The following is a 24,511-nucleotide window of genomic DNA, read 5'->3' as shown; positions in this document are numbered from 1 at the left end:
TTGTAATGACAGTGTGTTGGTTATGGTAATCAGATTTGCTTTAGATTAATTGTTACGTGCAACTAATGCGGCACTATTTTTTGTCGTTGCCTTTGTCTTGGGGCCTCTCGTACTTTTTCATGACTTCGGCCTCTTTTGCTTGCCACGACTGGTATTTGTCTTCTGTGTGCGTGTTTTCGTTCAGTAGCTCGGTTGGCATTTTCAGTGGATCCTGATATCCAACTTTTGCATTATAGTGAAATGTGCCTTTGCCTACTCCGCTTTCAATGATGCGTCGCTGCTCTTCAAGCAGGGGCTTGTAAATGGCTTCCATTAACTTTTTGTATTTGTCCTCTTCAGCTTGCGTCATTTTTATGAATTGGTTGATGGTGAGTTGTTTCACCGTCTGGATTCCATTGAATTTGATGCTGTCGCTGATAATCAGACCGGAGCGACGGGGCGGCACATACCCCGAAAAACGAATCATCTTCTTTAGGTCTGTACTAATGTGCAAAGGTTTTATCGTATCGACAACGTTTTGCGCTTTAGCTTCCATTCCGTTACATATCCACAAACAGGTTCCGGCAATCAGAAGATGAAAATGAACGGTCTGAAAGGAAGAATGTCCGTTCAAACCGCTCTTTAATAAACAGCGTATTTTGTTATGCAATCGCTTAACCTTGAATGTACTTCACTAACCATTCTCCCACTTCTGTTGTTGTGCGGGGTTGGCCATTACTGCAAATATCTTCGGTAACGAAGTCTGCTTCGAGTGAAGCATTTACCGCTTTACGAATCAGAGAGCCTTCTTCCATCAGGTTGAAAGCGTATTCGAACATCAGAGCAGCCGAGAGTACAGTAGCCAGCGGATTGGCAATGTTTTTGCCGGCTGCCTGCGGGTACGATCCGTGGATAGGTTCGAAAACCGAGGTGTGAATACCGATAGAAGCCGAAGGCAACATTCCCAACGAACCGGTAATTACGGAAGCTTCGTCGGTAAGGATGTCGCCGAAAAGGTTTTCGGTTACCAATACGTCGAAACTTTTCGGCCATTGGATGATGCGCATTGCAGCGTTATCCACAAACATATATTCGGTTTCGATGTCAGGGTACTGCGGAGCAATTTCCTGAGCAATCTGTCTCCACAAACGCGATGTTGCAATTACGTTGGCTTTGTCAACCACAGTCACTTTTTTGCGGCGTTGGCCTGCAAACTTGAATGCCAGGTGCAGGATGCGTTCCACCTCTTCGCGGGTATAAACGCAGGTATCGTAAGCGGTGTTGCCATCTTCGCTTCTGCCTTGCGGACGACCGAAGTACATACCGCCGGTGAGCTCGCGGATACACATAAAGTCCGCACCATCCACCAAATCGGCACGCAGCGGCGATTTGTGAAGTAACGACGCAAAAGTAGAAACCGGACGGATATTGGCAAAAAGGCCCAGATCCTTGCGCATTTTGAGTAAGCCCTGTTCGGGACGAACTTTTGCAGAAGGATTGTTGTCATATTTCGGGTCACCGATGGCACCGAAGAGGACGGCATCCGATTTCATACACAGAGCATGCGTTGCGTCGGGGTAAGGAGCGCCGGTCTTGTCGATAGCGCAAGCACCTACCAAAGCATATTCATAAGAGAGTGTATGACCGAATTTTTCAGCCACGGCTTTAGTAACGTTCAACGCTACTTCTACGATTTCGGGTCCGATTCCATCACCGGGGAGAATTGCGAGATTTAGTTGCATAGTTCTACAGGTTCCGTTTCTACGATAAGGGGAACGGAAATTTATTAATGTTAGAGAAATAAAATTGATTCGTTATTGTTGCTCTTCACGGTGGAAGTAGACATACTTCGGTTCTTTGGGTTGATACTCTTCATTGTCCCACAAAGAACTGGTAATCATTAAATCGGCACTATAGCGGTTGCATGCGATAGGCACATTGTGAATGCGGCACTGACGAAGCAACATCTGAATGTCAGCTTCGTGCGGTTGCGCGTTAAGGTCGTCGATAAGGAAAACGGCCAGATTGATTTTCTTTTGAGCTACCAATGCTGCAATTTCGGCATCGCCACCCATCGGACCTGAATTTACACAGGTGATGTCGGCCTCAATTCCTTTCTTGTCGAAAGCATCCTTGATAAGTCCGCCGGTGGTGCCGGTACAAATAATCTTATGTTTGGACAGCATTTCGGCATTGTAGGTTGCCCATTCTACCATGTCGACTTTGCGACGATCGTGTGCCACCAATGCGATGGTCAGTCTTTTGTGCAAAGAAATATCAGATTGAGTCATAAATAGCGGTATTTGTTAGTGTTATCAGACCAGATGGTCTGGTGTTTGTCTTTCGATTTGATAGTGCAAAGGTAGTTGAAAATGGTCGATTGTCAAAAAAGAGCCCCGATTTCTTGCAATTTAAACTTTTCTTAACGAGGGTGGGGCCAACTCAATCACTTCCATGTCGTTGATGTTACGCTCATCGATAGAAAACCGCAACAGCGTTTGTACTGTATGAAACCCGTAGCGCCCTGCTGCTCCGGGATTGACGCAAAGCATCCGTAAATGATGGTCGTATTGCACTTTCAGAATATGCGAATGTCCGCAGGCAAACAGGTCGGGAACTTCCTGTTTGAGTAATGCTTTTGCTTCCAGACTGAAATGGTTGGGATAGCCGCCGATATGTGTCAGTAAAACGTTGATCTTTTCGCAGGTGAAGCGTAAAACGGTCGGACAACAAAGCCGGATGTCGTAACTGTCTATATTACCGTGAACCGCTTTTAAGGGTTTGAATTCCTTCAACCGGTCAACGATTTCTATGGTGCCGATATCGCCACCGTGCCATATCTCGTCGCACGATTCGAAGTGCTCGAAAACACGGGGATCGAGGTATCCGTGCGTGTCCGATAAAAAACCGATTTTAGTCATTTTCGTCTGGTAAATTCTCCGACAAAGGTACACTTTTTTCATCCCTGCGCAAGGCCGATTTTGAGGGTTATTGTTGATGCTTTACCGGGCTACATTTTTGTAGAATGAAGCTGCTTTTTTGTACGCAAAAGTAGGTGTATGAATTTGCAATAAATCACAATATATTGATATACAGTGAATAGTGGTTTGTGGCACGTTATTTGTTTTTGTGAATAACAAGAAATAAACAGCATGAGGCATCCTTTTAGTATCAGAGCAGAACTTGAAATTCAGAAAAGCGGAGAGTGTTTTTTGACTCCCCGCAGGGTTGATTTGCTGCGGAAAATCAAATCGACTGGATCTATTCTGGCAGCTTCGAAGGAGATACGGATGTCGTATCAGCAGGCCTGGTCGTTTGTGGAGCAAATGAACCGACTGTCGCCATTGCCGGTGGTAACCCGCAAACGGGGTGGAACAAACGGTGGTGGTGCCGATCTGACTCCGTTCGGAGCGAATCTGATTGAGCGATACGAAAAATTGCAGGCTCTTCACAACGAATATATTCAAAAAACAGGCGAAGCCATGCTGTTTTGTTTTCTGTAAGCCTTCGGGCTTTTTTTTGAAAAACGTTATTCTTTGAAGTGTATATCGATGATTAAAAGTGATTTATTATTAATCCTAAAATAAGTTGTTGTTATGGGTACAAGATTGATTGTTGGGTTGTTAGTCGTGGTTATTGCTTCTGCAGCGGTAGAGAAAGCTACCGCACAGGCAATCACCATCGGAGGGGAAATGCGTACGCGAACCGAAGTCCGCAGCGGTGCAGTGACTCCTTTGTACGATTCGTTGGGAACTGCACTTGTCACGGTGATGCGGTCGAGGTTAAATCTGGCTTACACTTCGAATGTAATGAAGGCCAAACTGGTATTGCAGGATACGCATGTGTTCGGACAGACGGCTCCTACAGCGTTAAGCACGAGTACGTTCGGTGTGTATGAGGCTTGGGGCGAATACCTGCTGGCTCCCGGCATTTCGGTTGCCATGGGGCGTCAGGCAATAGAATATGACGATAAGCGGTTGTTTTCGGCAAGCAACTGGAGCAATACGGGTAATGCCCACGACTTGTTGCTGATGAAATATACCGCGACGGATTTTACACTGCATCTGGGTGCCGCCTGGAATAATGCCAGTGATGTGTATCAGGAAACCGCTTACTCAACAACCTACAAATCGATGACCTACCTCTGGGCTTCCAAGCCGTTGGGTAACTTTAATCTTACGTCGCTTTGGGTAAATGAAGGCTACCAGCGAACCAATACACAGGCCAATGTGAATGATAATAAGCGGTGGTACCGCAATACTCTTGGCGGAAATCTGGGCTATTCGGCAGAGTCTTTTCCCGTTACATTTTACGGAACGGGTTACTATCAGTTCGGTCATGGAACTACAGGTAAGAAGCTGGATGCTTATTTATTGGCCTTCAAAACTCAGGCAAAAGCATCTAAAGCCGTAGCTATTAATGCCGGTGCCGACTATTTTTCGGGTTCTAAATACGATTTGGCAACAACAGAAGATCACACTTTTAATAAACTCTTTGGATCAAACCATTCGTTCAATGGAGCCATGGAGTATTGGAAATCGCTTCCATCGGGCGGTTTAGTCGATCTCTATTTTGGTCCGGAAATAACCATCGGTTCGAAGCTGAAAGCAGAAGCTTCGTATCATGCCTTCAGTATGGCACAGCAGCAGGTGAAAACATTCAATCATAAAGGATTGGGCTCTGAACTTGATTTGACATTTACATATCCGGTATCTTCGGTGATGAATCTACAAGGGGGCTGGAGCGGATATTTTGCCAATGCATTGGTGTCGTCGGTGAAGAAACTGAAGACAAATGTCGATCAGAAATTTCCACAATGGGCATTTATTATGATTACCATTAAACCTACATTTTTGTCGGTGAAATAGGAAAGAAGATACAACTTAGATAAATATTCAAATTATTACCATCATATGAAAAAGATAACTCTTATTATACTGACGCTGTTTATTGTATCTGCAGGTGCCAATGCTCAGAAAGTACGTGTAGCGGCTGCCGCCAACCTGCGTTATGTGCTCGAAGACATTAAGAAACAATATGAAAAGGAGCACCCGAAGACAAAAGTGGATATCTCCTTTGGTGCTTCGGGAACGCTCACGCAACAAATTCTGAATGGCGCAGCTTTCGACTTTTTTATGGCTGCCGATATGGATTTTCCTAATGCGCTGAAAGCAAAAGGAGCGACCGTAGGGCCGGTGGTTACTTATATTTTTGGAAAAGTGGCCATGTGGAGCAAAGAAGTCAATCTTGCCAAGGGATTAAATTCGGTACTCCTTCCTGAAGTGAAAAAGGTAGCAATTGCCAATCCGGCCACGGCTCCTTATGGCGAAAATGCCGTGAATACCCTTAAAAAGCACGGGTTGTACGATAAAATAGCCGGAAAAATTGTGGTGGGCGAGAACATTTCGCAGGCAGCACAATTTGCATTTACCGGCAATGCGGAGATCGGCTTTATCGCTCTTTCACTGGCATTGGCTCCCGATATGAAAGGTAAGGGGTATTGTTATGAATTACCGGCCGATGTGTGTCCGCCGATTGCACAGGGTTGTGTGTTGGTAAAGGGATGGGAACGCAACGGAGAGGCAGCCCGCTTTATGAAATATGTACTGAGTCCCAAATGCGATGCCATTTGGAAAAGCTACGGCTATGGCTTGGTAAAACGCTGACCGTGATGGTTATTATTAGTATTTTACAAATCTGATCGTTGGAGATGCCGCGAAATGTGCGGCATCTCTCTTTTCAAGAACAGGTTTGTTAATTTGATCAGATGGAAAGAGTATTATATAGATTTACTAATTAGAATGTTGATATATAGTAGTTTGAATTTTTAAGACCTCTCCCCTGACCCCTCTCCCGAGAGAGAGGGGGACAATCTGTAAGACGAATTAAATTCTAACTATCTCTCAGCCTTACTCCTCCTCCCCTCGGGAGAGGAGAGGTTTGTCAATGAGGTTTATACACAATTCATCTATATAATGTCTTTGTTCTTTTCTCTTTATTCTTTGTTCTAATATTGACGCTTATGTCTCCCGAGTTTATTCAAACCCTTCTTTTGACGGCCAAACTGGCTCTGTCCACCACGCTGATTCTGTTTATTATAGGCTTACCCATCGCAGCCCTGCTGGCTTTTACCCGCTTTCGGCTCAAGGTAATTTTTGAAGCCCTTATTAATATGCCGATGGTGCTTCCACCTACGGTGATAGGTTATTACTTGCTGGTAGCATTTAGTCCGCAACATGCTTTCGGCGGTTTTCTTGAGCGATGGTTCGATCTTCGTCTGGCATTCACTTTTCAGGGAGTACTTATCGCCAGTGTTATTTTTAGCCTTCCTTTTATGGTTCAGCCTCTGCAAAACGGCTTTGTGGCATTGCCTAAAAGTTACCGTGAAGCAGCTTATACATTGGGAAAATCGAAAATGGAGACATTTTTCAGGGTGCTGGTGCCCAATATTAAACCTTCTATTGTGACCGGTATAGCCATGACATTTGCTCACAGTATCGGGGAGTTCGGTATAGTGCTGATGGTGGGCGGAAATATGCCTGGAGAAACACGGGTGGCTTCGATCGCCATTTATGACGAGATGCAATCGTTGAACTATAGCACTGCTAATCAGTATTCGCTGATTCTTTTTGCGGTCTCTTTTGTGTTACTTGTGATTATTTATAGCGTAAACCGACATTTCAGAATATGATCGGGTGATTAGGTGGCGAGATGGTGAGAAAGTGAGGTGGTGAAAAGCGAAAGGCGGGGTCAGATTGTTAAATTCTAAAAGTATGATTTATATAGATGTTGAACGGAAAATGTTGACCACCGATGGGCCACGCAAGCTCGAGGTTTGTGTTGAGATAGAGAAACACCAGCTGGTGTGCCTTTTCGGGAAATCGGGAGCTGGTAAAACCACGCTGCTACGAATGCTGTGCGGCCTGTTTGTTCCCGATAAAGGAGTGATCCGTATTGGCGACAAAACCGTTTTTGATTCCTCGAAAAAGATAAATGTTCCTCCACAAAAACGTAAGGTTGGCTATATGTTTCAGGATTATGCACTGTTCCCGAACATGAACGTGGAGGAAAATATCCGGTTTGCGCAGGATGTGAAAAATTTGGATGAAGTTGAGAGTCTGCTGCATACATTTCAGTTGGAGAAACTCCGGCATCAGAAAACGACACGATTGTCGGGTGGGCAGAAGCAACGAGTGGCGCTGGCTCGGGCTTTTGCGCGAAAACCGGAGGTGATGTTGCTGGACGAACCCCTCTCTTCTGTCGATTTTGAACTGAGACAGTCGCTTCAGAATGAAATACTTAAATCGCATGAATTGTTTCGTTCCACTACCGTCATGGTGAGCCACGACAAAGATGAAATTCACCGTTTGGCCACCAAAGTGCTGCGGATCGGGAAGGAAAAGATCACGGCATTTGAGAATCCTACAAATTTGTAGATTTAGGATCGTTTTCCTACCTCGTCGGAGCGATTTAGTTTTAAAAGATAACGCTTCTCTTATTTTCTTGAAAAATATTTATTCTGTAAATCAGTAGTTTACTCGATTTTGCCTTGGCTGTATTTGTTAAATAATGTTTTCTGGCATGCGCTTTGAAAGTAGTATTGTAACAATTCATTCATTAAGGCAAAATATTAAGGTTATGAGAAAAATTGCTATTTACGGAAAAGGGGGAATTGGTAAATCAACCACAACCCAAAACACAGTGGCCGGTCTGGCCGAAATGGGAAAAAATGTGATGGTAGTGGGCTGCGACCCTAAAGCAGACTCTACCCGTTTGCTCTTACACGGTTTAGCTCAAAAAACCGTTTTGGATACACTTCGCGAAGAAGGCGAAGATGTGGAACTGGATGACGTGATGAAGGATGGTTTCAAAGGAACACACTGCGTTGAATCGGGCGGTCCTGAACCGGGTGTTGGCTGCGCAGGCCGTGGTATCATTACTTCTATCAATCTTCTCGAACAGCTTGGTGCTTATGATGATGACAAAGCCCTCGATTACGTGTTCTACGACGTACTGGGTGACGTTGTTTGCGGTGGTTTCGCAATGCCTATCCGCGATGGTAAAGCTCAGGAAGTTTACATCGTATGTTCGGGCGAAATGATGGCAATGTATGCCGCCAACAATATTTGCAAATCCATCTCTAAATTTGGGAAAGTGGGTGACGTTCGTCTCGGCGGACTTATCTGTAACTCCCGTAAAGTGGACAATGAAGCTAATATGATTCAGGAGTTTGCCAAAAAACTCGGAACTCAAATGATCCACTTCGTTCCCCGCGACAACATGGTTCAACATGCAGAGATCAACCGTAAGACGGTGATCGACCATGCACCCGAACATCCTCAGGCCGACGAATACCGCGCGTTGGCAAAAAAAATCAACGATAATACGATGCAGGTAATTCCGACTCCGTTGGCTATGCAAGAGCTTGAAGACTTGCTGGTTGGTTTCGGTATTATGAACTAAAACCTTTGTTTTGGAGAAGACCGGGAGGAATGAATTCTGCATCTTTCTTCCGGTCTCAATCCAAAGGAAAACAGTTCTGTAAGCCCTTATCGTGCAAAGTAGAAGATTTGTAATAAAAATAGAAACAACTTAAACCAAAACGGTATGTATTTATTAAGAGCCATCGTTCGTCCGGAAAAATCGCCGGTAGTCATGAGAGCCCTGCTCAATGCAGGTTTTCCTGCAGTTACAAAGTTATCTGTATTCGGTCGCGGTAAGCAACGCGGTATCAAAGTGGGTAATGTTACCTACGATGAACTTCCCAAAGACTTACTTATGATCGTGATCAATGAAAAAGACAAAGAGTTCGTTATAGAAACGATTATAGAAGCAGCCCGCTCGGGCGAAAAAGGCCAGTTTGGTGACGGGAAAATATTCGTTACTCCGGTTGTGGAAACATATACCATCTCCAGTGGTAAAATGGAAGTTTAATCTTTCTGCCGGTTTCTAACATACAAGCTATTAACGAATAAAATTTTGACATATGAAATTAATTCTCGCTATCATACGAATTGCCAAAATGGGTGATACCAAGGCTGCTCTTTCGGAAGCCGGTCTCCCTTCGTTTACGGCAATGCCGGTACTCGGCCGGGGAAAAGGTCACGGCGATTACGAAAAAGCCGATGAGACCGATCCCGAATATGCCGAGTTGATTGAAAAGATGCCGCGATTGAAATCCAAACGGATGATTACGCTGGTGGTAACCGATGATAAGAAGGATCTGGCCATTCAGACTATTATCAAGGCAAACCAGACGGGTAAAAGCGGTGACGGTAAAATAATTGTTCTGAATGCTGTGGATTCGGTACGTGTGCGTACAGCTGAATCGGGCGACAGTACTTTGGACTAATGAAAAAGGAGATACAACTATGATAAAAGAAGTAAATAACAGTGTTTCGGTTGACGACCTGAAAAAATTCAAAGAAGAGGTGTTGCACAAATACCCCAAGAAGGTTGCCAAAAAGCGGGATAAGGCCATTCTGCTGAACGACCCGGAAACACCTCCCCAGATTCAGGCCAACGTACGTACGGTTCCCGGTATTATTACCCAGAGAGGTTGTACCTATGCAGGTTGTAAGGGTGTGGTTCTCGGCCCTACCCGCGACATTATAAACATTACGCACGGACCTATCGGTTGTGGTTTTTACTCGTGGCTGACTCGTCGTAATCAGACCAAACCCGAAACTGAAACAGATGAAAACTTCATGATGTACTGCTTCTCAACCGACATGCAGGATTCCAACATCGTTTTCGGGGGAGAAGAAAAATTGAAACAGGCCATTCGTGAAGCATACGAATTGTTTCATCCCAAGGCAATTGCCATTTTCTCAACCTGTCCGGTGGGTCTTATCGGTGACGACGTGCACCGCGTGGCTCGCCACATGAAGGAAGAGATCGGTGATGGAATCAATATCTTCGGTTTCTCCTGCGAAGGATACCGCGGAGTATCTCAGTCGGCCGGTCACCACATAGCAAACAACGGTTTGTTCAAAAATCTTATCGGTCGCGATGACGAAAAGAGAGGTGACCTGAAATATCGCGTCAATCTTTTGGGAGAGTACAATATCGGTGGCGATGCTTTTGAGTTGGAACGTGTTTTTGAAAAATGCGGCATCAACCTGATAGCCACTTTCAGCGGCAACTCCACGATTCAGAAATTTGAAAATGCTCATACAGCCGACCTTAACATGGTGATGTGCCACCGTTCGATCAACTACGTGGCCGAAATGATGGAAACAGCTTTTGGTATTCCATGGATCAAAGTTCAGCCTATCGGTGCCGATTCAACCGCAAAAATGCTTCGCAAAATCGGACAATACTTCGGTGATCAGGAGTTGATCGATAAAATTGAAGAGGTGATTGCCGACGAAATGGTAGCCGTAACTGCTGCCCGCGAAAAAGCATTGAAGAAAACCAATGGCAAAAAGGCGATGTTGTTTGTGGGCGGATCGCGTGCTCACCACTATCAGAATTTGTTTGAAGAATTAGGCATGACAACCCTGTCTGCCGGTTACGAGTTCGGTCACCGCGACGACTACGAAGGTCGTGTGGTTATTCCGACCATCCAGATTGATGCTGATAGCCGTAATATTGAGGAAATTACCGTAACGAAGGATGAAACCCGTTACAATCCCCGCAAGACGGAAGAGGAATTGAAAGCACTCGAAGCAGAAGGAATGGAATTCAACGGTTATGAAGGTTTGATGCCACAGATGGCAAAAGGCACTCTGGTGATCGACGACCTCAGCCATTACGAAATGGAAAAACTGATTGAACTCTACAAACCCGATGTATTCTGTGCCGGTATCAAAGAAAAATTCTGCGTTCAGAAAATGGGTGTGCCTCTCAAACAGTTGCACAGCTACGATTACGGAGGACCGTATGCCGGTTTCAAAGGAGCCATCAATTTCTATGAAGATATCGAAATGATTGCATGCACCACCATTTGGAAAGAGCTGAAAGCTCCCTGGGAAAGCGAAACCTACGTGGAAGCTCAATACGCTTATTAAAAAAACTGGCCCCCTAAATCCCCCTCAAGGGGGACTTGGGAAATCTGCAATCGAAAGTGTAAGATTAAGGAAATAATCAATTGGGCGCATAACACGTCCTAAATCTAAGCTCTGATAGTCCCCCTTGAGGGGGATTAGGGGGCTGTTAACTCAAACAATTATGCTATTACGACATACAACAGCAAAAGAAATAGACAGAAAGGCACTGACGATCAATCCGGCCAAAACCTGTCAACCTGTGGGAGCTATGTATGCGGCATTGGGATTGCACGGATGCTTGCCCCATAGTCATGGGTCGCAAGGGTGTTGCTCTTACCACCGTAGTGCTCTTACCCGCCATTTCAAAGAGCCGGTGATGGCCTCTACCAGTTCGTTTTCCGAAGGTTCTTCGGTATTCGGAGGTTCTGCTAACCTGGTGAGCGCTATCGAAACTATTTTCAGTGTTTACGATCCGGAAGTGATTGCGGTGCACACTACCTGTCTTTCCGAAACGATTGGTGATGACCTTACCCAAATTGTCTCCAAAGCCAATGAAGATGGGAAAGTGCCTGCCGGGAAAAAGGTTATTTATTGCAACACGCCGAGTTACGTTGGTACTCATGTCACAGGTTATGCCAATCAGGTATCCTCTTTCGTTAAATTCTTTTCGACAGCGACACCCAAGAAGAGAAATGTGGTGAATCTGGTGGCCGGATGGATGGAACCTTCCGATATGCGCGAGATTAAACGTATTGCCAAAGAGATGGAAGCCCGTACGATTATGTTTCCCGATATGTCGGATGTGCTGGATACTCCGCTGACGGGTCATTACGATATGTATCCCAAAGGGGGAACCACTCAGGCCGATATGATTGCAACCGGCGACAGCAAATTTTCGATTGGCATTGGTCCGTATACTACCGAAGATGCTTGCATTAAACTCGAAAACAAGTGTAAGGTAAAATTCGAAACCGTTGAAATTCCTATCGGTTTGAAGGCTACCGACAAGTTTATCATGTCGCTTAGTCGTCATGCCAACGTGCCGGTGCCCGATTCGTTGACCGAAGAACGCGGTCGCCTGATCGATATGATTGCCGATAATAACAAGAACTTTTACGACAAACGGGTTGCTCTTTACGGCGATCCCGATACGCTGATTCCTTTGGTGGAATTTTTGCTTACTCTCGATATGAAACCGGTTTATATCGTTACCGGGACTCCGGGAAAACATTTCGATGAGGCCATGACAGCGATGCTGAAAGAGAAAGTGCCGGAAGCAAAATTCATGAGCGGCGAGCGTGCCGATATGTTCCGTCTTCATCAGTGGATCAAACAAGAAGGCGTGGATATGCTTATCGGAAATAGTTACGGTAAATATATCGCACGTGATGAAAATATTCCGTTCGTTCGTCTTGGCTTCCCCGTGATGGATCGCCCGGGCAACAATTTCTTCCCTTATGTAGGTTACACGGGGGCAACCAATCTTCTGATCAAGATTCTGGATGCTTTCCTCGATCACAAAGATCGTACCTGCCCCGAAGAAAAAGTGGAACTAGTAATGTAATAATGGATTGTGGTAAGGATGTTGCGGTTCGCATTTTGCACAACTGCAACATCTTGAAAATCCAAAGAAAATAAGCGGTTGGCAGAACAACCGTTGGCAAAATAGATGTGTGTTACGGACGTATGAGTGTTGGTTTTAAAGCAGAATTGAAGCCATGCAGAAGCGCTTCAGATTGTCCGGTTTGGCACTTTGTGAGAAAGAACAAAGAGTAAGAATAAAGACTTTTTTCCTCAGATTACATATTTCAGTCCCTCTCAGGGGCTTTAGGGGTAATAAAAGAGGAAAAGTTCTCCAAAACAACAAAGTTATGGCTGAATATTTAGAAGGCAGGGAAAATCAGATCGTGACCAAAGGGGTTGACTCGCACGAGCTGGTGGGCGGAAAGCCCAGTGTGGCCGGGTCTGTCAGCCAGAGAGCCTGCGTTTTTTGCGGCTCGCGCGTGGTGCTTTACCCTATTGCCGATGCCCTTCACCTGGTGCACGGTCCTATTGGCTGCGCCTCTTATACATGGGACATTCGCGGAGCCCTTTCGTCCGGTCCCGAACTGCACCGCAGCAGCTTTTCCACGGATTTACGCGAAAAAAATATCGTCTTTGGCGGTCAGGATAAGCTCTATCAGGCGCTCCATGAACTGATAGACAAGCATCATCCCAAGGCGGCTTTTGTTTATTCCACTTGTATAGTGGGCGTGATTGGCGACGATGTGCAGTCGGTTTGCAAACGGGTGCAAAAAGAGAAGAATATTCCGGTAATCGCGGTAATGGCCGAAGGTTTTCAGGGATCGAAAAAGGATGGCTATAAAATAGCCTGCGATGCTCTTTTTTCATTGATAGGAACAGACGAAAGTATGGAAGTATCTCCGTTAAGCATCAATATTCTGGGCGATTTTAACCTTGCCGGCGAACTGTGGATGCTCGAAGAGTATTACAAAAAGATGGGAATTCAGATTCTGGCTCCCATTACCGGCGATGGTCGTGTGAAAAAGGTGCAGAATGCTCATCGGGCAGCGCTCAACGTGGTGCAATGCTCTGGGTCGATGATTCACTTAGCCAAACTGATGAAAGAGAAGTACGGAATCCCCTTTATCAAGGTCTCCTATTTTGGCATCGAAGATATGTCGGATGCGCTTTATGAGGTGGCCAAGTTCTTCAAAGACGACAGCGTGATGGACAAAGCCCGCGAGTTGGTGAAAGATCAGCTTACAACGTTGATTCCGGCGCTCGAACCCTACAAAAGAGCTTTGCAGGGAAAGAAAGCCGCCATCTATGTGGGCGGGGCATTCAAGGCCATTTCATTAGTAAAGGCATTACGACTGATAGGTATGAAAACGGTGATTGCAGGAACGCAGACCGGCAACACGGAAGATTACCGCTTACTGAAAACCATTTGCGACGACGGTTGTATTATGGTAGATGATTCCAATCCGGTAGAACTTTCGGAGTTTGTCAAACAGACAGGAGCAGACCTGTTTATCGGTGGAGTGAAAGAACGCCCCATCGCCTACAAGCTCGGAATCGGATTTTGCGATCATAACCACGAACGCAAACTGGCGCTGGCCGGTTACGACGGAATGCTCAATTTTGCCAAAGAGGTATACGAAACGGTAACCAGTCCGGTATGGCAATTTGTAAGCAGAACAAAGAATAAAGAGTAAAGAACAAAGACTTTTTTCCTGCTGTTACCCCTAATTAGCTTCGCTGATCTTCGATTCCCCTAAAGGGGACTTGTAGGAGTAGCAAAAAATAAAACAAATCTCTTTTTACAGATTTAAGTCCCCTTTAGGGGATTTAGGGGCAAAAAGAGAGAGTTTATTTAACTCCAAAACAAAGTATTGTATGCAAAAGGCAGAATCCATAAAGCAGAAAGTGATGCCTTCGGGCGATACGTTTGCCTCCTCGTGCAATGCTTGCAAGCAATGTACGCCGCTGGGCGCCTGTATTGCCTTCAAAGGATTAGAAGGTGTGTTGCCGATGTTGCACGGTTCGCAGGGATGTGCCACTTACATCCGCCGCTATCTCATTAGCCATTTTCGCGAACCGGTAGATATCGCTTCCTCCAACTTCAGTGAAGAGACTACCATTTTCGGGGGAAACAAGAATTTCAACACCGGTATTGACAATATTATCACACAATATCATCCGCGGGTGATTGCCATCGCCAGCACCTGTCTGAGCGAGACCATCGGCGAGGATGTGCAACGATTAATATTTGAGTACCAGAAGACACACAACGCAATGCCGGACCTACCGGTAATGATCTTTGCATCTACTCCCAGTTATCAGGGAACTCATTCGGAGGGATTTCACGAGGCAGTGTTTGCTGCTGTGAAGACATTGGCCGAATCTTCCGGCCCGGTTGGAGATCATATCAACTTGTTTAGTAATATGATATCGCCGGAAGATATTCGCCACTTGAAAGAAATTGTGGAAGATTTCTCGATACCGGTCGTGTTGTTCCCTGATTACTCGGACACACTCGACAACACCTCGTGGGATAGCTATCGACGCATTCCCGACGGCGGAACAACCGTAGATGAATTAAAGAAAAGCGCGCAGGCCTACGCTTCGGTCGAACTGGGTTATATCCTCAATTCGGGTGGAATGAACGGCCGTATCAAGGATAACGGCACAAAACAGTCAGCCGGTGAGTTCCTGAAAGGTAAATTTGATGTGCCCTTGGTGCGTACAGGTCTACCGATCGGCATTCTGGAATCCGATAAATTCTTCGAAGCGCTCTCGTCTATCTCCGGCAAGGAAATTCCGATGAAATATCAACGTCAGCGCGGTCGTTTGGTCGATCTTTATATCGACGGACATAAATACGTTTCCGACAAGCGGGCGGTGATTTACGGAGAAGAAGACCTGGTAGTTGCACTGGCGGCTTTTGCTGCTGAGATCGGTATCAAGCCGGTTTTGTGCGCATCGGGGGGAGAAAGCGGAAAACTTGCCGGGACACTTCGCGAAGTGTTGGGCAGCAACTATTACGAAGATATGGTGGTTGGACAGGGCATGAGTTTCGAACGGATGGAAGAGGTGATGCAGGAGCTGAAGCCCGACCTGATGATCGGAAACAGCAAAGGTTACTACATTGCCCGTAAGATGGATATTCCCATCGTCCGCACCGGATTCCCTATTCACGACCGACTCGGTGCTCAACATGCTCATGTGCTGGGTTACGAAGGAACGATGATTCTTTTCGAACAAATCGTGAATACGCTTCTTGATGACAAACAACGCAAATCGCCGATCGGTTACAAATATATGTAAAGCCAGAAAATTGGAATCAGGAACCTGAAACTTGAAATAAATAAGTTATGAACATCCACATTGCCCAAATTATTGCCCGTAAACTGAGACGACAGCGGGCATTCGCAAAACTGACGAAGCGGAGTTCCGGTTCAAAAGAAAGCAAAACCGGCGATGTAACCGACTCAAAATCGAACGATACAGATTCGAAATTGTAAATCGTAAATGACAAAATTGTAAATAGAATGGCTATGGAAACAAAAGATATAACCCTGCACCCCTGTTTTAACGAAAAAGCGCGACACACTCACGCTCGTGTTCACCTCCCGATTGCGCCCAAGTGCAATATTCAGTGTGCTTATTGCAACCGTAAATACGATTGTGTGAATGAAAGCCGTCCGGGCGTAACCAGCACGGTGCTTTCTCCGATGCAGTCCGTGCACTACCTGAAAGCATTGTCCGAAAAGCTCGAAAATATTAGCGTGGTGGGTATTGCCGGTCCCGGTGATCCGTTTGCCAATCCTACTGAAACTCTTACCACGCTCGAAATTCTGAAGAACGAGTTCCCTAATGTCATTTTTTGCCTATCCACCAATGGTCTGGAGTTGGCTCCACATATCGATAAGATTGCCGAACTGGGCGTGACGCACGTAACGCTGACGATCAACTCGCTTAACGTGGAAACGTTGGCGAAAATTTACACCTGGGTGCGTTATCAGCGTCGTGTCTATCGTGGAAAGGAAGGAGCTGCTATCTTGCTCGAACAGCAGTTGAAATGTATTCCACTACTCAAAGCCAAAGGAATTACAGTCAAGATTAATACGGTAGTTTGTCCCGGCATTAACGATCACGAAGTGGAAGCGCTGGCACAAAAAGTCGCCGAATTGGGAGCCGACACGATGAACTGTATTCCGGTTTTCCCGACCGAAAACACCATATTTGAATATATCGAGGAGCCCTCTAAAGGAGCTATGAAAGAGCTTCGGGCAACTATTGCCAAATATATTCACCCCATGGCTCACTGTGCCCGTTGTAGGGCCGATGCTGCCGGATTACTGGGTAAAGATTGCAGCGAAGCGATGGATATGATAGGACAATTCTCTACCATGGTGGTCAATCGCGGCGAAGGCCGCACGCGGGTGGGAGTTGCCACGCAGGAGGGTCTTTTGGTGAACCTGCACCTGGGCGAAGCTATGAAACTCTATATTTTTGAACAAACCCGCAATGGCTATCACTTTGTGGAAACCCGCAACGCTCCTCCACAGGGCGGTGGCGCAGACCGCTGGAATATGCTGGCCAATAAAACCCTGATTGACTGTCAGGCAGTATTGGTAGGCGGCGTAGGCGAAACCCCGATGAAGATTCTGCAAGACAACGGAGTGAAGGTGATCCAAATGAACGGTTTGATCGATGCCGGTCTGGATGCCGTTTATCAAAACATTCCGCTGAAAACCCTTTGCAAATCCGAATTCAAAGGCTGCGGTGAAGGTTGTCGCGGAAACGCACAGGGCTGTGGATGAGAAAACAGTATGCAGTCTTCAGTACACAGTACTCAGATTAACCTGAAACTTGAAATTTTGAACTTGAAACATTTAATATTTGTCGTATGAAAAAGCCTGATTACATGATTATGGTTTGCAACTCGTACCGGGTTGCCGGCGATGCCCAGGGGTATTGCAACAAACAAGGAGCTACATCTTTTGTGCAGATGATCAGCGAAGGATGCTCCGACCGCGGACTCGATGCGGTAGTTACCACCACAGCCTGCCTTAGCGTTTGCAGCCAGGGTCCCATCGTGGTTATTCAGCCAAATAACTACTGGTATGGAGGTATGAACGAAGACAAAATCGATGAGGTACTCGACGCTTTGGAAGAAGGTAAAGCCGTTGAAGAATACCTGATCGCCTGATTTCGATTGACAATTTCCATATTTACTATTTACCATTGAAATCTGATTCAGCCTATTCAAAATGGTAAATAGTAAGTATGATTATCCGCAAAGCGTCCTATATTATTCTACTAACCCCTCCGCTTCGCTCGTCCCCTTTAACAAAAGGGGACACCACTGTATGCGAGATTTTGGCTGAAAATGCGAGTGCAAGGTGCTTTTGCAGATTTATCTCCCCTTGTGATCAAGGGGAGTACCCGCAGGGGGTAGGGTTAGAAAAACTAATTGTTCTATCTTAGGTCGCTTTGCGGATAATCATAATGGTAAATGACAAAATAGTAAATAAAATGTTCGATTCTCATTCTCCTGCTTTTGCTCCCCGTCTGATCGATTCCACGCTGCGCGATGGAGAACAGGCTCCCGGGGTTGCCTTTTCCAGAGCGGAAAAGCTGAAAGTAGCGCGTCTGCTCGACGCGGTGGGTGTGGATGAAATCGAAGCCGGTACGCCGGCAATGGGAGAGGAAGAGGTTGATACTATTCGTGCTATTGTTCGCACAAAGCCGAAATGTCGTATATCGGTATGGAGCAGAGCGCTTCGTCAGGATATCGAGATGGCTGCGCGAACGGGTGCCGAAGGTATTCATATGGCCTTTCCTCTTTCTGATATTCAACTGAAAGTCATTGGCAAAGATTGGGTTTGGATATGCGATGCGCTGCCTGCTTTAGTGGAACATGCGCATCGCTATTTTCCGTATGTCAGCGTCGGGGCACAGGATGCCAGCCGTACCGACCGCACCCGTCTCTTTTCCTATTTCGAATTGATACAAAATGCCGGAGTAGGTCGGGTTCGCATTGCCGATACTGTCGGACTCTTTACGCCACTATCCCTCTATTCACTGGTTCGTGATATTAAAACTGCGTTTCCCTTACTGGAAGTTGACTTCCACGGGCATAATGATTTGGGAATGGCTGCGGCTAACGCAATCACGGCCTGGCAGGCGGGAGCCGAGCATTTGAGCGTGACGGTCAACGGTCTGGGCGAACGTGCCGGCAATTCTCCGCTGGAGGAGGTAATGACCTCTCTTGCTACAGTTTTTGGTCAGACAAAATTTCATCCCGAAAAGCTAAGTGACCTGTGTCGTTTCGTGGCCGAATGTTCGGGACGTCCAATCCCGGCAGGAAAAGCCATTACCGGCAGCATGGTTTTTGCTCATGAGTCGGGTATTCATGCGCAGGGAACCCTGCACGATGTGCGGGCTTTTCAACCTTTCGACGGCAAGCTGGTAGGTCGCGAAAGCGCTCATAATGTTTTCGGCAAACATTCGGGCAAAACCGCCGTACTCCACTTCTTTTCTCAACGTAATCTTTCCCTCGACAATGCCGATCTGGACTGTGTTGTACGTAAAATTCACCAACTTTCCATTCATCTAAAACGTAATCTCTCTGTGAACGAGATACTTTCGGTTTATCATCAAATTCGCTGTAAGTAACACTTTGCGCAAAATGATTTATATTCTGCTGCTATTTGGTAATAGTGTAATTAAAAATAGATTTATCATTACAAAAAGAAAGAATAAAATCTATTTAGCATGACAATATGATATTTTTTATTATCTTTGCATTGAATTTTGTTCAAACGATAAAAACGATCAGATTATGTTTTGCGAACGCACCAAGCGGAACTGCTTTGCAGAGTCCGACCTGACTTTTTTGTTTACAATTAGCGATATTATCAGTAAAAGCCAGAATATCAACAAAGATCTTGAACTGGTTTTGGCAAATTTGTGTAAGTTCCTCAATGCGCAGTATAGCATGATTACCATTATCAACCGCAATGCTGCTACGATCGAAATCAGTGCGGCATACGGGCTGACCGATGCGGAAAAGCACCGCGGCGTGTATAAAATCGGGGAAGGCGTTATCGGGGAAGTGGTGCGGACGAAAAAAGCAAAAATTATAGCGGATGTTTCTAAAGATCCGAATTTTCTTAATAAAACAGGAATCGCCACCGACTTGGTGCACAATACGGCATTTCTTTGCATCCCAATTATTTCCGAAGATGAAATTACCGGTACGTTAAGTATTCACAAGTATTATTCCCGGGTTACCGATTTTTCGCCCGAACTGAAGTTTATGAATCTGGTGGGTTTGCTGATCGGCAAAAACGTGGCGCTCCGCCAGAAGCAGATAGAGGAGATGGAGCAACTTCGTGCCGAAAACCGTAGGCTGAAAGAGTCTCCGCTTGCTCACCGTCCCGACAATATCGTGGGTAATTCGTCGTTGATGAACGACCTTTACGGGATGATAGAAAAGGTGGCGCCGATAAATACTACCGTGATGATTCGCGGAGAGAGTGGCGTTGGAAAAGAATTGATTGCCGAAGCGATTCACCGTGCCAGTGCCCGTAAAAACGGACCGTTTATCAAAGTCAACTGCTCTGCATTGCCCGAAACATTGATTGAAAGCGAACTGTTCGGTCATGAGAAGGGTTCGTTTACGGGAGCCAACGCACAGCATGTGGGCCGTTTCGAAATGGCCGACGGGGGAACCATCTTCTTGGATGAGATCGGCGAAGTGCCGCTGTCTATTCAGGTAAAACTCTTGCGGGTGCTGCAACAACGGCAATTCGAGAGGGTAGGGGGAACCAAAACCATCGATGTGAACGTGCGGGTGATTACTGCCACCAATCGTAATTTGGAGGAGATGATCAGGGAGAATAAATTCAGAGAGGATTTTTACTACCGTATCAACGTTTTCCCGATCTACGTGCCGGCTCTGCGTGAGCGCCGTGCCGATATTCCTATTTTGGTCGACCACTTTATAGATAAACTGAACCGCATTAACGGTACTGCAGTGAAGCGGATCACCAGCGGTGCTCTCGACTTGCTGATGATGTATCACTGGCCGGGCAATATCCGCGAACTGGAGAATGTGATAGAACGAGCCATGGTGCTTAGTTCCGACAATGTGATTCGTTCCTATACCCTGCCTCCCACGTTGCAAACAGCCGCTTCTTCGGGAACTTCCAGCAAGGGGACTCTCAATAATGTACTCGAAAAGGTGGAGAAACAGATGATTCTGGATACGCTCATTGCTACCCGCGGCAACAGTGCCAAGGCGGCTCAAACGCTGGGCATTACCGAACGGATTATGGGATTGCGCATTCAGAAGTATCAAATCGATGTTCAAAACTATAAACATCTTTCCGATGATGACAACAGCTGAAATTAAAATAGAAGATTGCGATTTCTGTAATCCCGAACATCTCAATGGTATTGGTGAACTGCTAAATGCATATATTGCAGATCAGATGGGTGGTGGACAGCCTCTTAGTAAATTACAGCAATTGCGTTTGGTCGACGGGCTGAACAATCATCCTACTGCCATTGTGTTGCTGGCACTTGCCGACGAACGCCCGGTGGGGATGCTGGTGGCATTCGAGAATTTCTCCACTTTTACCGTTCGGCCGATGGTCAATATCCACGACCTGATTGTGCTGCCTGAATTCAGAGGGTTGGGCATCGGTCGCAAACTGATGGATGCCATCGAAGTACGTGCCCGCGAGAAAGGTTGTAGTCGCATTACCCTCGAAGTGCGTCACGACAATGTGAAAGCACAAACCCTCTACGTCAGCCTCGATTTCCAGGAAGCTGATCCCCCCATGTACTACTGGCGCAAGAATCTCTGATCTCTTTTCTTCTTTTTATCCGGCAAAGCAGTGGAGATCTATTGCTGCCTGCTTTAGTTGACGGTATACTAAACATTCTCCCTCGCCGGGCTTTTGCCCGGCAACTCTTGGGCTAAAGCCTGAATCCATTGTCTTTTCATGACACAGTTTAGTGAATAGACCCTTTTCTGGATATAAAATAATATTTAAGCTAATTAAAATTATTCGGGAAGAATTTTGTAGATTTGAGGCGGAAAAACCCGTGTCTGCGTTACCGAATAGATTCTATATGAATTGTTTAGGTTCCTCCACCGGCAAAAGAGAAACTGATTTGCATTATATAAAAAGCCTTTTAGGGCATTCGGGCATAAAATCGCTACCAAAGGTTTCGATCCAATCAAAAATCCGATGGATAAGCTGGAAATATAGAATTCAATTAAATAAGAAAATTAACAAATTGGATATACGCTATAAAATCAAATTGTCCGTTACCATTAAGCGTTTGATTATTAAGCCATACAATAATCGCATAAGGCAAATATATGCGCCACATCATGGCGCATACACAATTTAAGTAGCGTATACATAGATGTTATGGGCAATTGTAATGAAGAGGCTCGCATGAACTAAAAACAATAAAAATTGAATGAAATTTTTAGAGAAAATAGAACGAATAAGAGATTTAGATAATGAAGTGTTTGAGATATTTCAGCAATCACAAATTCTTATTATATCATTTCTCAAGAATAGTAAGATTCCAAAGACGACTGAACTGCTTTTGATATTTATAACAGGTACAAATTTCATTAAAAACTCAATATTTGATTGCATAGAAAATGATGATGTTTATAGTTCAAAGATTTTATTTCGTTCTTTGGTAGAGCATTTTCTAAGGTTTAACTATATTTATATCAATTATTTAGCCGAAAAATCTGATTCTAAATCAGAGTATTATTATACAATTTTAGAAATTTCAGAATATCTATCATTATCAAAATCGATTAATGCTGTAAATAAGATTAATGGAATAGATGAACAGACAATAACTGAAATGTGGACTGAGTTATGCGAAAAATTTCCTATGCTTAAAACATATGATAAAAAGGAGATAGAAGATTTCACTCGAAATTTCTCTATTAAAAGCATAATTACCTTTCTAAATGAGACAATTAGTAAATCTGACCCAAAAGAGTTTTTATTATCTAAAATGATAATTGAATATTCAGAGTTATCATCTTTTGTGCACGGAGGAATTTTTGCATATCAAAGCTGTTTTCAATATAGCAATGAAAGCGAAAGACAAAAAGAACAGGAAAGAATAGCTGGTTTAACCTACCAATTATCTGGGACAGTTAAATATTTTAGTTATTTGATTTGGTATCAATTTGATAAGAAATTTGGGCCTTTATATCTAAAGACTGAAGAATTGATAAAGAAAATATAAACAAAAGCCCATAACAATGTATATACAAAATAGGCATGATGGTAGTAAATTCAAGGGCTGTAGCCCGCTTTAAATTATCACGGTTTGATAGGTTTGAAGCTCGCTATTACCTACTTTGCATATACTTACTGTTAGGCTTCATATAAGAATCTATTCCACATATAATAACTGATTATGGAATTAACAACAATAATAAGTGCCTTGCAAAATGCTTTTGAGAGGAATGACGTTAAAGTAGCAGTTTTAGATGACTATTGGTATAAGTTAAATATTGAAACAGGGATTCATTCGACAGGATTTTGTTTTGCAGCATCAGAGGTTATTTATCGATTAAATGGTAAAGATAATTGGAAAGTTGTTTCGTTGAAAGACCCTGACCATTGGAATAATGGAACACATTATTTTCTTGAGAATCGACATAGTAAAGAAATTTTAGATATAACTCGCAACCAATACGAAGAAAGAAGTATTGATATACCTTATAGCTTAGGGAAAGGAAGGGGATTAAGAAAAACTTCAAATAAAGCTAAAACCTTAGCACTAATGGCTGGGCTAGGTGAATTACCAAGATAAATTATGAACGATTGGAGAAATAATATGGGATTAGATGCTTTTGATAATATTAGAAAAATGCAAGAGCAAATTCAAGCTTCTGTAAATCCATTATTAAAGCATCAACAAATGATGGCTGACATCATGAAGGGTTCAGGATTCCTAAAAGCTCAAGAGAAAATTGCTAAAAGTTTCAGCGGTATCAATATGATGGCTGAAATTACTAAAAGTATGCAACATCACAGATTGTTTGTAAACCCAACTTTGTCAGCCATTGAAGCAATAACAAAGTCAATGAGCTTTCAAGCTAAATTCGCTATTCCACAAACTACTATTGATACAATCACATCAATAAACAGACAAGACGACCAACTTTTTAGAAACCTAAGAAGCATAACAGAAGTAATTTCTAAAAATCATTCTGCATTTTCACAAATTAATAGTTGGCAATTTGCAATTAGTGGTATTTCAGGACAGTTGGCTTCAATTGCAGCAAGTCAACAGAAATGGAATTTAATTGATGATTTTGAAGAAATTACAGAAGAAGCGGTTTTATTAAATGAAAAAATCTATGACGGTAACGGTGTTTCAAAAGAAGGTCTAATTGAGCTTAAGGAATTTTTTCAAAGAATAGAGATTAAGGTCGATAAAATTGATGCAGATGCTAACGCCTTGTTTTGGAAGTTATTGACCTTGATAAGTATAATACTTGCGTTTACTGGCGAAATAAGGAATTGGTTGCCCAAACCTGAGTATGCTACAAAGCAAGAAGTTGAAACCATAATTAATGACCAGTTCAAACTATACGAAAGTAAACTTAAAGAAGAAAAGGAACTTAGAATTACTAAGAGGGCATGCAAGGTTTTGATAAAGCCAAAAATGAAGTCAATCATAATTGAAAAATTACCGTGTGGCTTTGAAATTGTTGTGTTACAGGTAAATCACAAATGGGTGTACGTAAGCTATTTTAGCCCGAAAGATAATTTACCACAGACAGGTTGGATAATGAAGAAATATTTAAATATAACGAAATAAATAAAGTACGAAAACCCAACAATATGTATAATTCATAAGGGTATCAGAGGTTTTCGAGCCGTATCTCCCGTATCGTGGTTTTTTCTCGTGGGATACGGATGCAGCTCGCAATCTCGCCCCCCGCTGGCGCGGTTCTCCTGAACCGT

The 24,511-nt window shown here is 44.3% G+C and carries 25 protein-coding genes; 21 read left to right on the top strand and 4 right to left on the bottom strand.

Going from position 1 to position 24,511, the window contains the following annotated elements; translation table 11 throughout:
* Window positions 1-73: 73 nt before the first annotated feature.
* The 4 genes from F8N35_RS09520 to F8N35_RS09505 all read right to left on the bottom strand — a co-directional run bounded on the left by F8N35_RS09520 (window position 74) and on the right by F8N35_RS09505 (window position 2,900).
* Complete coding sequence (locus tag F8N35_RS09520; protein ID WP_293051914.1) at window positions 74-613, bottom strand: hypothetical protein; 540 nt, start codon at window positions 611-613, stop codon at window positions 74-76.
* 40 nt (window positions 614-653) lie between these two features.
* On the bottom strand, window positions 654-1,721 hold the full coding sequence (gene leuB / locus F8N35_RS09515) for a 3-isopropylmalate dehydrogenase (protein WP_293051911.1): 1,068 nt from the start codon (window positions 1,719-1,721) through the stop codon (window positions 654-656).
* A 72-nt stretch (window positions 1,722-1,793) separates the two neighbouring features.
* Window positions 1,794-2,270 (bottom strand): methylglyoxal synthase, encoded by a 477-nt coding sequence (locus F8N35_RS09510; protein WP_293051908.1) that lies wholly within the window; start codon window positions 2,268-2,270, stop codon window positions 1,794-1,796.
* A 120-nt stretch (window positions 2,271-2,390) separates the two neighbouring features.
* The gene (locus F8N35_RS09505; RefSeq protein ID WP_293051905.1) at window positions 2,391-2,900 is read right to left on the bottom strand and encodes a metallophosphoesterase family protein; all 510 of its coding nucleotides are present in this window, start codon (window positions 2,898-2,900) and stop codon (window positions 2,391-2,393) included.
* A gap of 231 nt (window positions 2,901-3,131) precedes the next feature.
* On the opposite strand from F8N35_RS09505, the gene F8N35_RS09500 reads away from it, so the two are divergent.
* The 21 genes from F8N35_RS09500 (at window position 3,132) to F8N35_RS09400 (ending at window position 24,365) form a co-directional block, all read left to right on the top strand.
* Window positions 3,132-3,482: a LysR family transcriptional regulator gene (locus F8N35_RS09500; protein WP_293051902.1), complete on the top strand. Its 351-nt coding sequence runs from the start codon at window positions 3,132-3,134 to the stop codon at window positions 3,480-3,482.
* Window positions 3,483-3,575: 93 nt separating this feature from the next.
* Window positions 3,576-4,847, top strand: coding sequence for an alginate export family protein (locus tag F8N35_RS09495; RefSeq protein WP_293051899.1), 1,272 nt, complete (start codon window positions 3,576-3,578; stop codon window positions 4,845-4,847).
* Window positions 4,848-4,892: 45 nt separating this feature from the next.
* Window positions 4,893-5,645: a molybdate ABC transporter substrate-binding protein gene (modA, locus tag F8N35_RS09490; protein ID WP_293051896.1), complete on the top strand. Its 753-nt coding sequence runs from the start codon at window positions 4,893-4,895 to the stop codon at window positions 5,643-5,645.
* A gap of 356 nt (window positions 5,646-6,001) precedes the next feature.
* Window positions 6,002-6,670, top strand: a complete 669-nt coding sequence (modB, locus tag F8N35_RS09485) for a molybdate ABC transporter permease subunit (protein WP_293051893.1) — start codon at window positions 6,002-6,004, stop codon at window positions 6,668-6,670.
* An 82-nt stretch (window positions 6,671-6,752) separates the two neighbouring features.
* Entirely contained in the window at window positions 6,753-7,415 is a 663-nt protein-coding gene (locus tag F8N35_RS09480; protein ID WP_293051890.1) for an ATP-binding cassette domain-containing protein, read from the top strand.
* Window positions 7,416-7,617: 202 nt separating this feature from the next.
* Window positions 7,618-8,442 (top strand): nitrogenase iron protein, encoded by an 825-nt coding sequence (gene nifH / locus F8N35_RS09475; protein ID WP_293051887.1) that lies wholly within the window; start codon window positions 7,618-7,620, stop codon window positions 8,440-8,442.
* A gap of 144 nt (window positions 8,443-8,586) precedes the next feature.
* Window positions 8,587-8,913: a P-II family nitrogen regulator gene (locus tag F8N35_RS09470; protein ID WP_068702817.1), complete on the top strand. Its 327-nt coding sequence runs from the start codon at window positions 8,587-8,589 to the stop codon at window positions 8,911-8,913.
* A 52-nt stretch (window positions 8,914-8,965) separates the two neighbouring features.
* Complete coding sequence (locus F8N35_RS09465) at window positions 8,966-9,331, top strand: P-II family nitrogen regulator (RefSeq protein WP_293051882.1); 366 nt, start codon at window positions 8,966-8,968, stop codon at window positions 9,329-9,331.
* Window positions 9,332-9,350: 19 nt separating this feature from the next.
* Window positions 9,351-10,991: a nitrogenase molybdenum-iron protein alpha chain gene (gene nifD / locus F8N35_RS09460; protein ID WP_293051879.1), complete on the top strand. Its 1,641-nt coding sequence runs from the start codon at window positions 9,351-9,353 to the stop codon at window positions 10,989-10,991.
* A 160-nt stretch (window positions 10,992-11,151) separates the two neighbouring features.
* Window positions 11,152-12,534 (top strand): nitrogenase component 1, encoded by a 1,383-nt coding sequence (locus tag F8N35_RS09455; protein WP_293051876.1) that lies wholly within the window; start codon window positions 11,152-11,154, stop codon window positions 12,532-12,534.
* Between the two features lie 307 nt (window positions 12,535-12,841).
* On the top strand, window positions 12,842-14,188 hold the full coding sequence (gene nifE / locus F8N35_RS09450; protein ID WP_293051873.1) for a nitrogenase iron-molybdenum cofactor biosynthesis protein NifE: 1,347 nt from the start codon (window positions 12,842-12,844) through the stop codon (window positions 14,186-14,188).
* A 181-nt stretch (window positions 14,189-14,369) separates the two neighbouring features.
* On the top strand, window positions 14,370-15,800 hold the full coding sequence (locus F8N35_RS09445; RefSeq protein WP_293051870.1) for a nitrogenase component 1: 1,431 nt from the start codon (window positions 14,370-14,372) through the stop codon (window positions 15,798-15,800).
* A gap of 47 nt (window positions 15,801-15,847) precedes the next feature.
* Window positions 15,848-15,997, top strand: coding sequence for a hypothetical protein (locus F8N35_RS09440; RefSeq protein WP_293051867.1), 150 nt, complete (start codon window positions 15,848-15,850; stop codon window positions 15,995-15,997).
* Window positions 15,998-16,030: 33 nt separating this feature from the next.
* The gene (locus F8N35_RS09435) at window positions 16,031-17,299 is read left to right on the top strand and encodes a radical SAM protein (RefSeq protein ID WP_293051864.1); all 1,269 of its coding nucleotides are present in this window, start codon (window positions 16,031-16,033) and stop codon (window positions 17,297-17,299) included.
* 86 nt (window positions 17,300-17,385) lie between these two features.
* Window positions 17,386-17,688, top strand: coding sequence for a (2Fe-2S) ferredoxin domain-containing protein (locus F8N35_RS09430; RefSeq protein WP_293051861.1), 303 nt, complete (start codon window positions 17,386-17,388; stop codon window positions 17,686-17,688).
* 326 nt (window positions 17,689-18,014) lie between these two features.
* Window positions 18,015-19,157 carry a homocitrate synthase gene (locus tag F8N35_RS09425; protein ID WP_293051858.1) on the top strand — a complete coding sequence of 381 codons (1,143 nt, stop codon included), beginning with the start codon at window positions 18,015-18,017 and terminating at the stop codon, window positions 19,155-19,157.
* A 166-nt stretch (window positions 19,158-19,323) separates the two neighbouring features.
* Window positions 19,324-20,892 carry a sigma 54-interacting transcriptional regulator gene (locus tag F8N35_RS09420; protein ID WP_293051855.1) on the top strand — a complete coding sequence of 523 codons (1,569 nt, stop codon included), beginning with the start codon at window positions 19,324-19,326 and terminating at the stop codon, window positions 20,890-20,892.
* Window positions 20,876-21,355, top strand: a complete 480-nt coding sequence (locus tag F8N35_RS09415) for a GNAT family N-acetyltransferase (RefSeq protein ID WP_293051852.1) — start codon at window positions 20,876-20,878, stop codon at window positions 21,353-21,355. The genes F8N35_RS09420 and F8N35_RS09415 overlap by 17 nt, the downstream gene beginning before the upstream one ends.
* A gap of 625 nt (window positions 21,356-21,980) precedes the next feature.
* A complete protein-coding gene (locus F8N35_RS09410; RefSeq protein ID WP_293051849.1) occupies window positions 21,981-22,778 on the top strand; it encodes a DUF5677 domain-containing protein in 798 nt (265 codons plus the stop codon).
* A gap of 174 nt (window positions 22,779-22,952) precedes the next feature.
* On the top strand, window positions 22,953-23,351 hold the full coding sequence (locus tag F8N35_RS09405) for a hypothetical protein (RefSeq protein WP_293051846.1): 399 nt from the start codon (window positions 22,953-22,955) through the stop codon (window positions 23,349-23,351).
* A 3-nt stretch (window positions 23,352-23,354) separates the two neighbouring features.
* Window positions 23,355-24,365: a hypothetical protein gene (locus F8N35_RS09400; protein ID WP_293051843.1), complete on the top strand. Its 1,011-nt coding sequence runs from the start codon at window positions 23,355-23,357 to the stop codon at window positions 24,363-24,365.
* Window positions 24,366-24,511: the final 146 nt, after the last annotated feature.

This window comes from Paludibacter sp., from assembly GCF_009712605.1.
Taxonomy (GTDB): domain Bacteria; phylum Bacteroidota; class Bacteroidia; order Bacteroidales; family Paludibacteraceae; genus Microbacter.
The sequence above is the reverse complement of the archived record's forward strand: the minus strand, read 5'-3'. Positions and strand labels throughout refer to the sequence as shown.

Coding starts and splice junctions, on each gene's coding strand:
- F8N35_RS09430 (WP_293051861.1), top strand. CDS start 17,386: ATGAAAAAGCCTGATTACATGATTATGGTTTGCAACTCGTACCGGGTT.
- F8N35_RS09480 (WP_293051890.1), top strand. CDS start 6,753: ATGATTTATATAGATGTTGAACGGAAAATGTTGACCACCGATGGGCCA.
- F8N35_RS09510 (WP_293051908.1), bottom strand. CDS start 2,270: ATGACTCAATCTGATATTTCTTTGCACAAAAGACTGACCATCGCATTG.
- F8N35_RS09495 (WP_293051899.1), top strand. CDS start 3,576: ATGGGTACAAGATTGATTGTTGGGTTGTTAGTCGTGGTTATTGCTTCT.
- F8N35_RS09505 (WP_293051905.1), bottom strand. CDS start 2,900: ATGACTAAAATCGGTTTTTTATCGGACACGCACGGATACCTCGATCCC.
- nifE (WP_293051873.1), top strand. CDS start 12,842: ATGGCTGAATATTTAGAAGGCAGGGAAAATCAGATCGTGACCAAAGGG.
- modB (WP_293051893.1), top strand. CDS start 6,002: ATGTCTCCCGAGTTTATTCAAACCCTTCTTTTGACGGCCAAACTGGCT.
- leuB (WP_293051911.1), bottom strand. CDS start 1,721: ATGCAACTAAATCTCGCAATTCTCCCCGGTGATGGAATCGGACCCGAA.
- F8N35_RS09445 (WP_293051870.1), top strand. CDS start 14,370: ATGCAAAAGGCAGAATCCATAAAGCAGAAAGTGATGCCTTCGGGCGAT.
- F8N35_RS09440 (WP_293051867.1), top strand. CDS start 15,848: ATGAACATCCACATTGCCCAAATTATTGCCCGTAAACTGAGACGACAG.
- F8N35_RS09415 (WP_293051852.1), top strand. CDS start 20,876: ATGATGACAACAGCTGAAATTAAAATAGAAGATTGCGATTTCTGTAAT.
- F8N35_RS09405 (WP_293051846.1), top strand. CDS start 22,953: ATGGAATTAACAACAATAATAAGTGCCTTGCAAAATGCTTTTGAGAGG.
- nifD (WP_293051879.1), top strand. CDS start 9,351: ATGATAAAAGAAGTAAATAACAGTGTTTCGGTTGACGACCTGAAAAAA.
- F8N35_RS09425 (WP_293051858.1), top strand. CDS start 18,015: ATGTTCGATTCTCATTCTCCTGCTTTTGCTCCCCGTCTGATCGATTCC.
- F8N35_RS09410 (WP_293051849.1), top strand. CDS start 21,981: ATGAAATTTTTAGAGAAAATAGAACGAATAAGAGATTTAGATAATGAA.
- F8N35_RS09465 (WP_293051882.1), top strand. CDS start 8,966: ATGAAATTAATTCTCGCTATCATACGAATTGCCAAAATGGGTGATACC.
- F8N35_RS09500 (WP_293051902.1), top strand. CDS start 3,132: ATGAGGCATCCTTTTAGTATCAGAGCAGAACTTGAAATTCAGAAAAGC.
- nifH (WP_293051887.1), top strand. CDS start 7,618: ATGAGAAAAATTGCTATTTACGGAAAAGGGGGAATTGGTAAATCAACC.
- modA (WP_293051896.1), top strand. CDS start 4,893: ATGAAAAAGATAACTCTTATTATACTGACGCTGTTTATTGTATCTGCA.
- F8N35_RS09455 (WP_293051876.1), top strand. CDS start 11,152: ATGCTATTACGACATACAACAGCAAAAGAAATAGACAGAAAGGCACTG.
- F8N35_RS09420 (WP_293051855.1), top strand. CDS start 19,324: ATGTTTTGCGAACGCACCAAGCGGAACTGCTTTGCAGAGTCCGACCTG.
- F8N35_RS09400 (WP_293051843.1), top strand. CDS start 23,355: ATGAACGATTGGAGAAATAATATGGGATTAGATGCTTTTGATAATATT.
- F8N35_RS09470 (WP_068702817.1), top strand. CDS start 8,587: ATGTATTTATTAAGAGCCATCGTTCGTCCGGAAAAATCGCCGGTAGTC.
- F8N35_RS09435 (WP_293051864.1), top strand. CDS start 16,031: ATGGAAACAAAAGATATAACCCTGCACCCCTGTTTTAACGAAAAAGCG.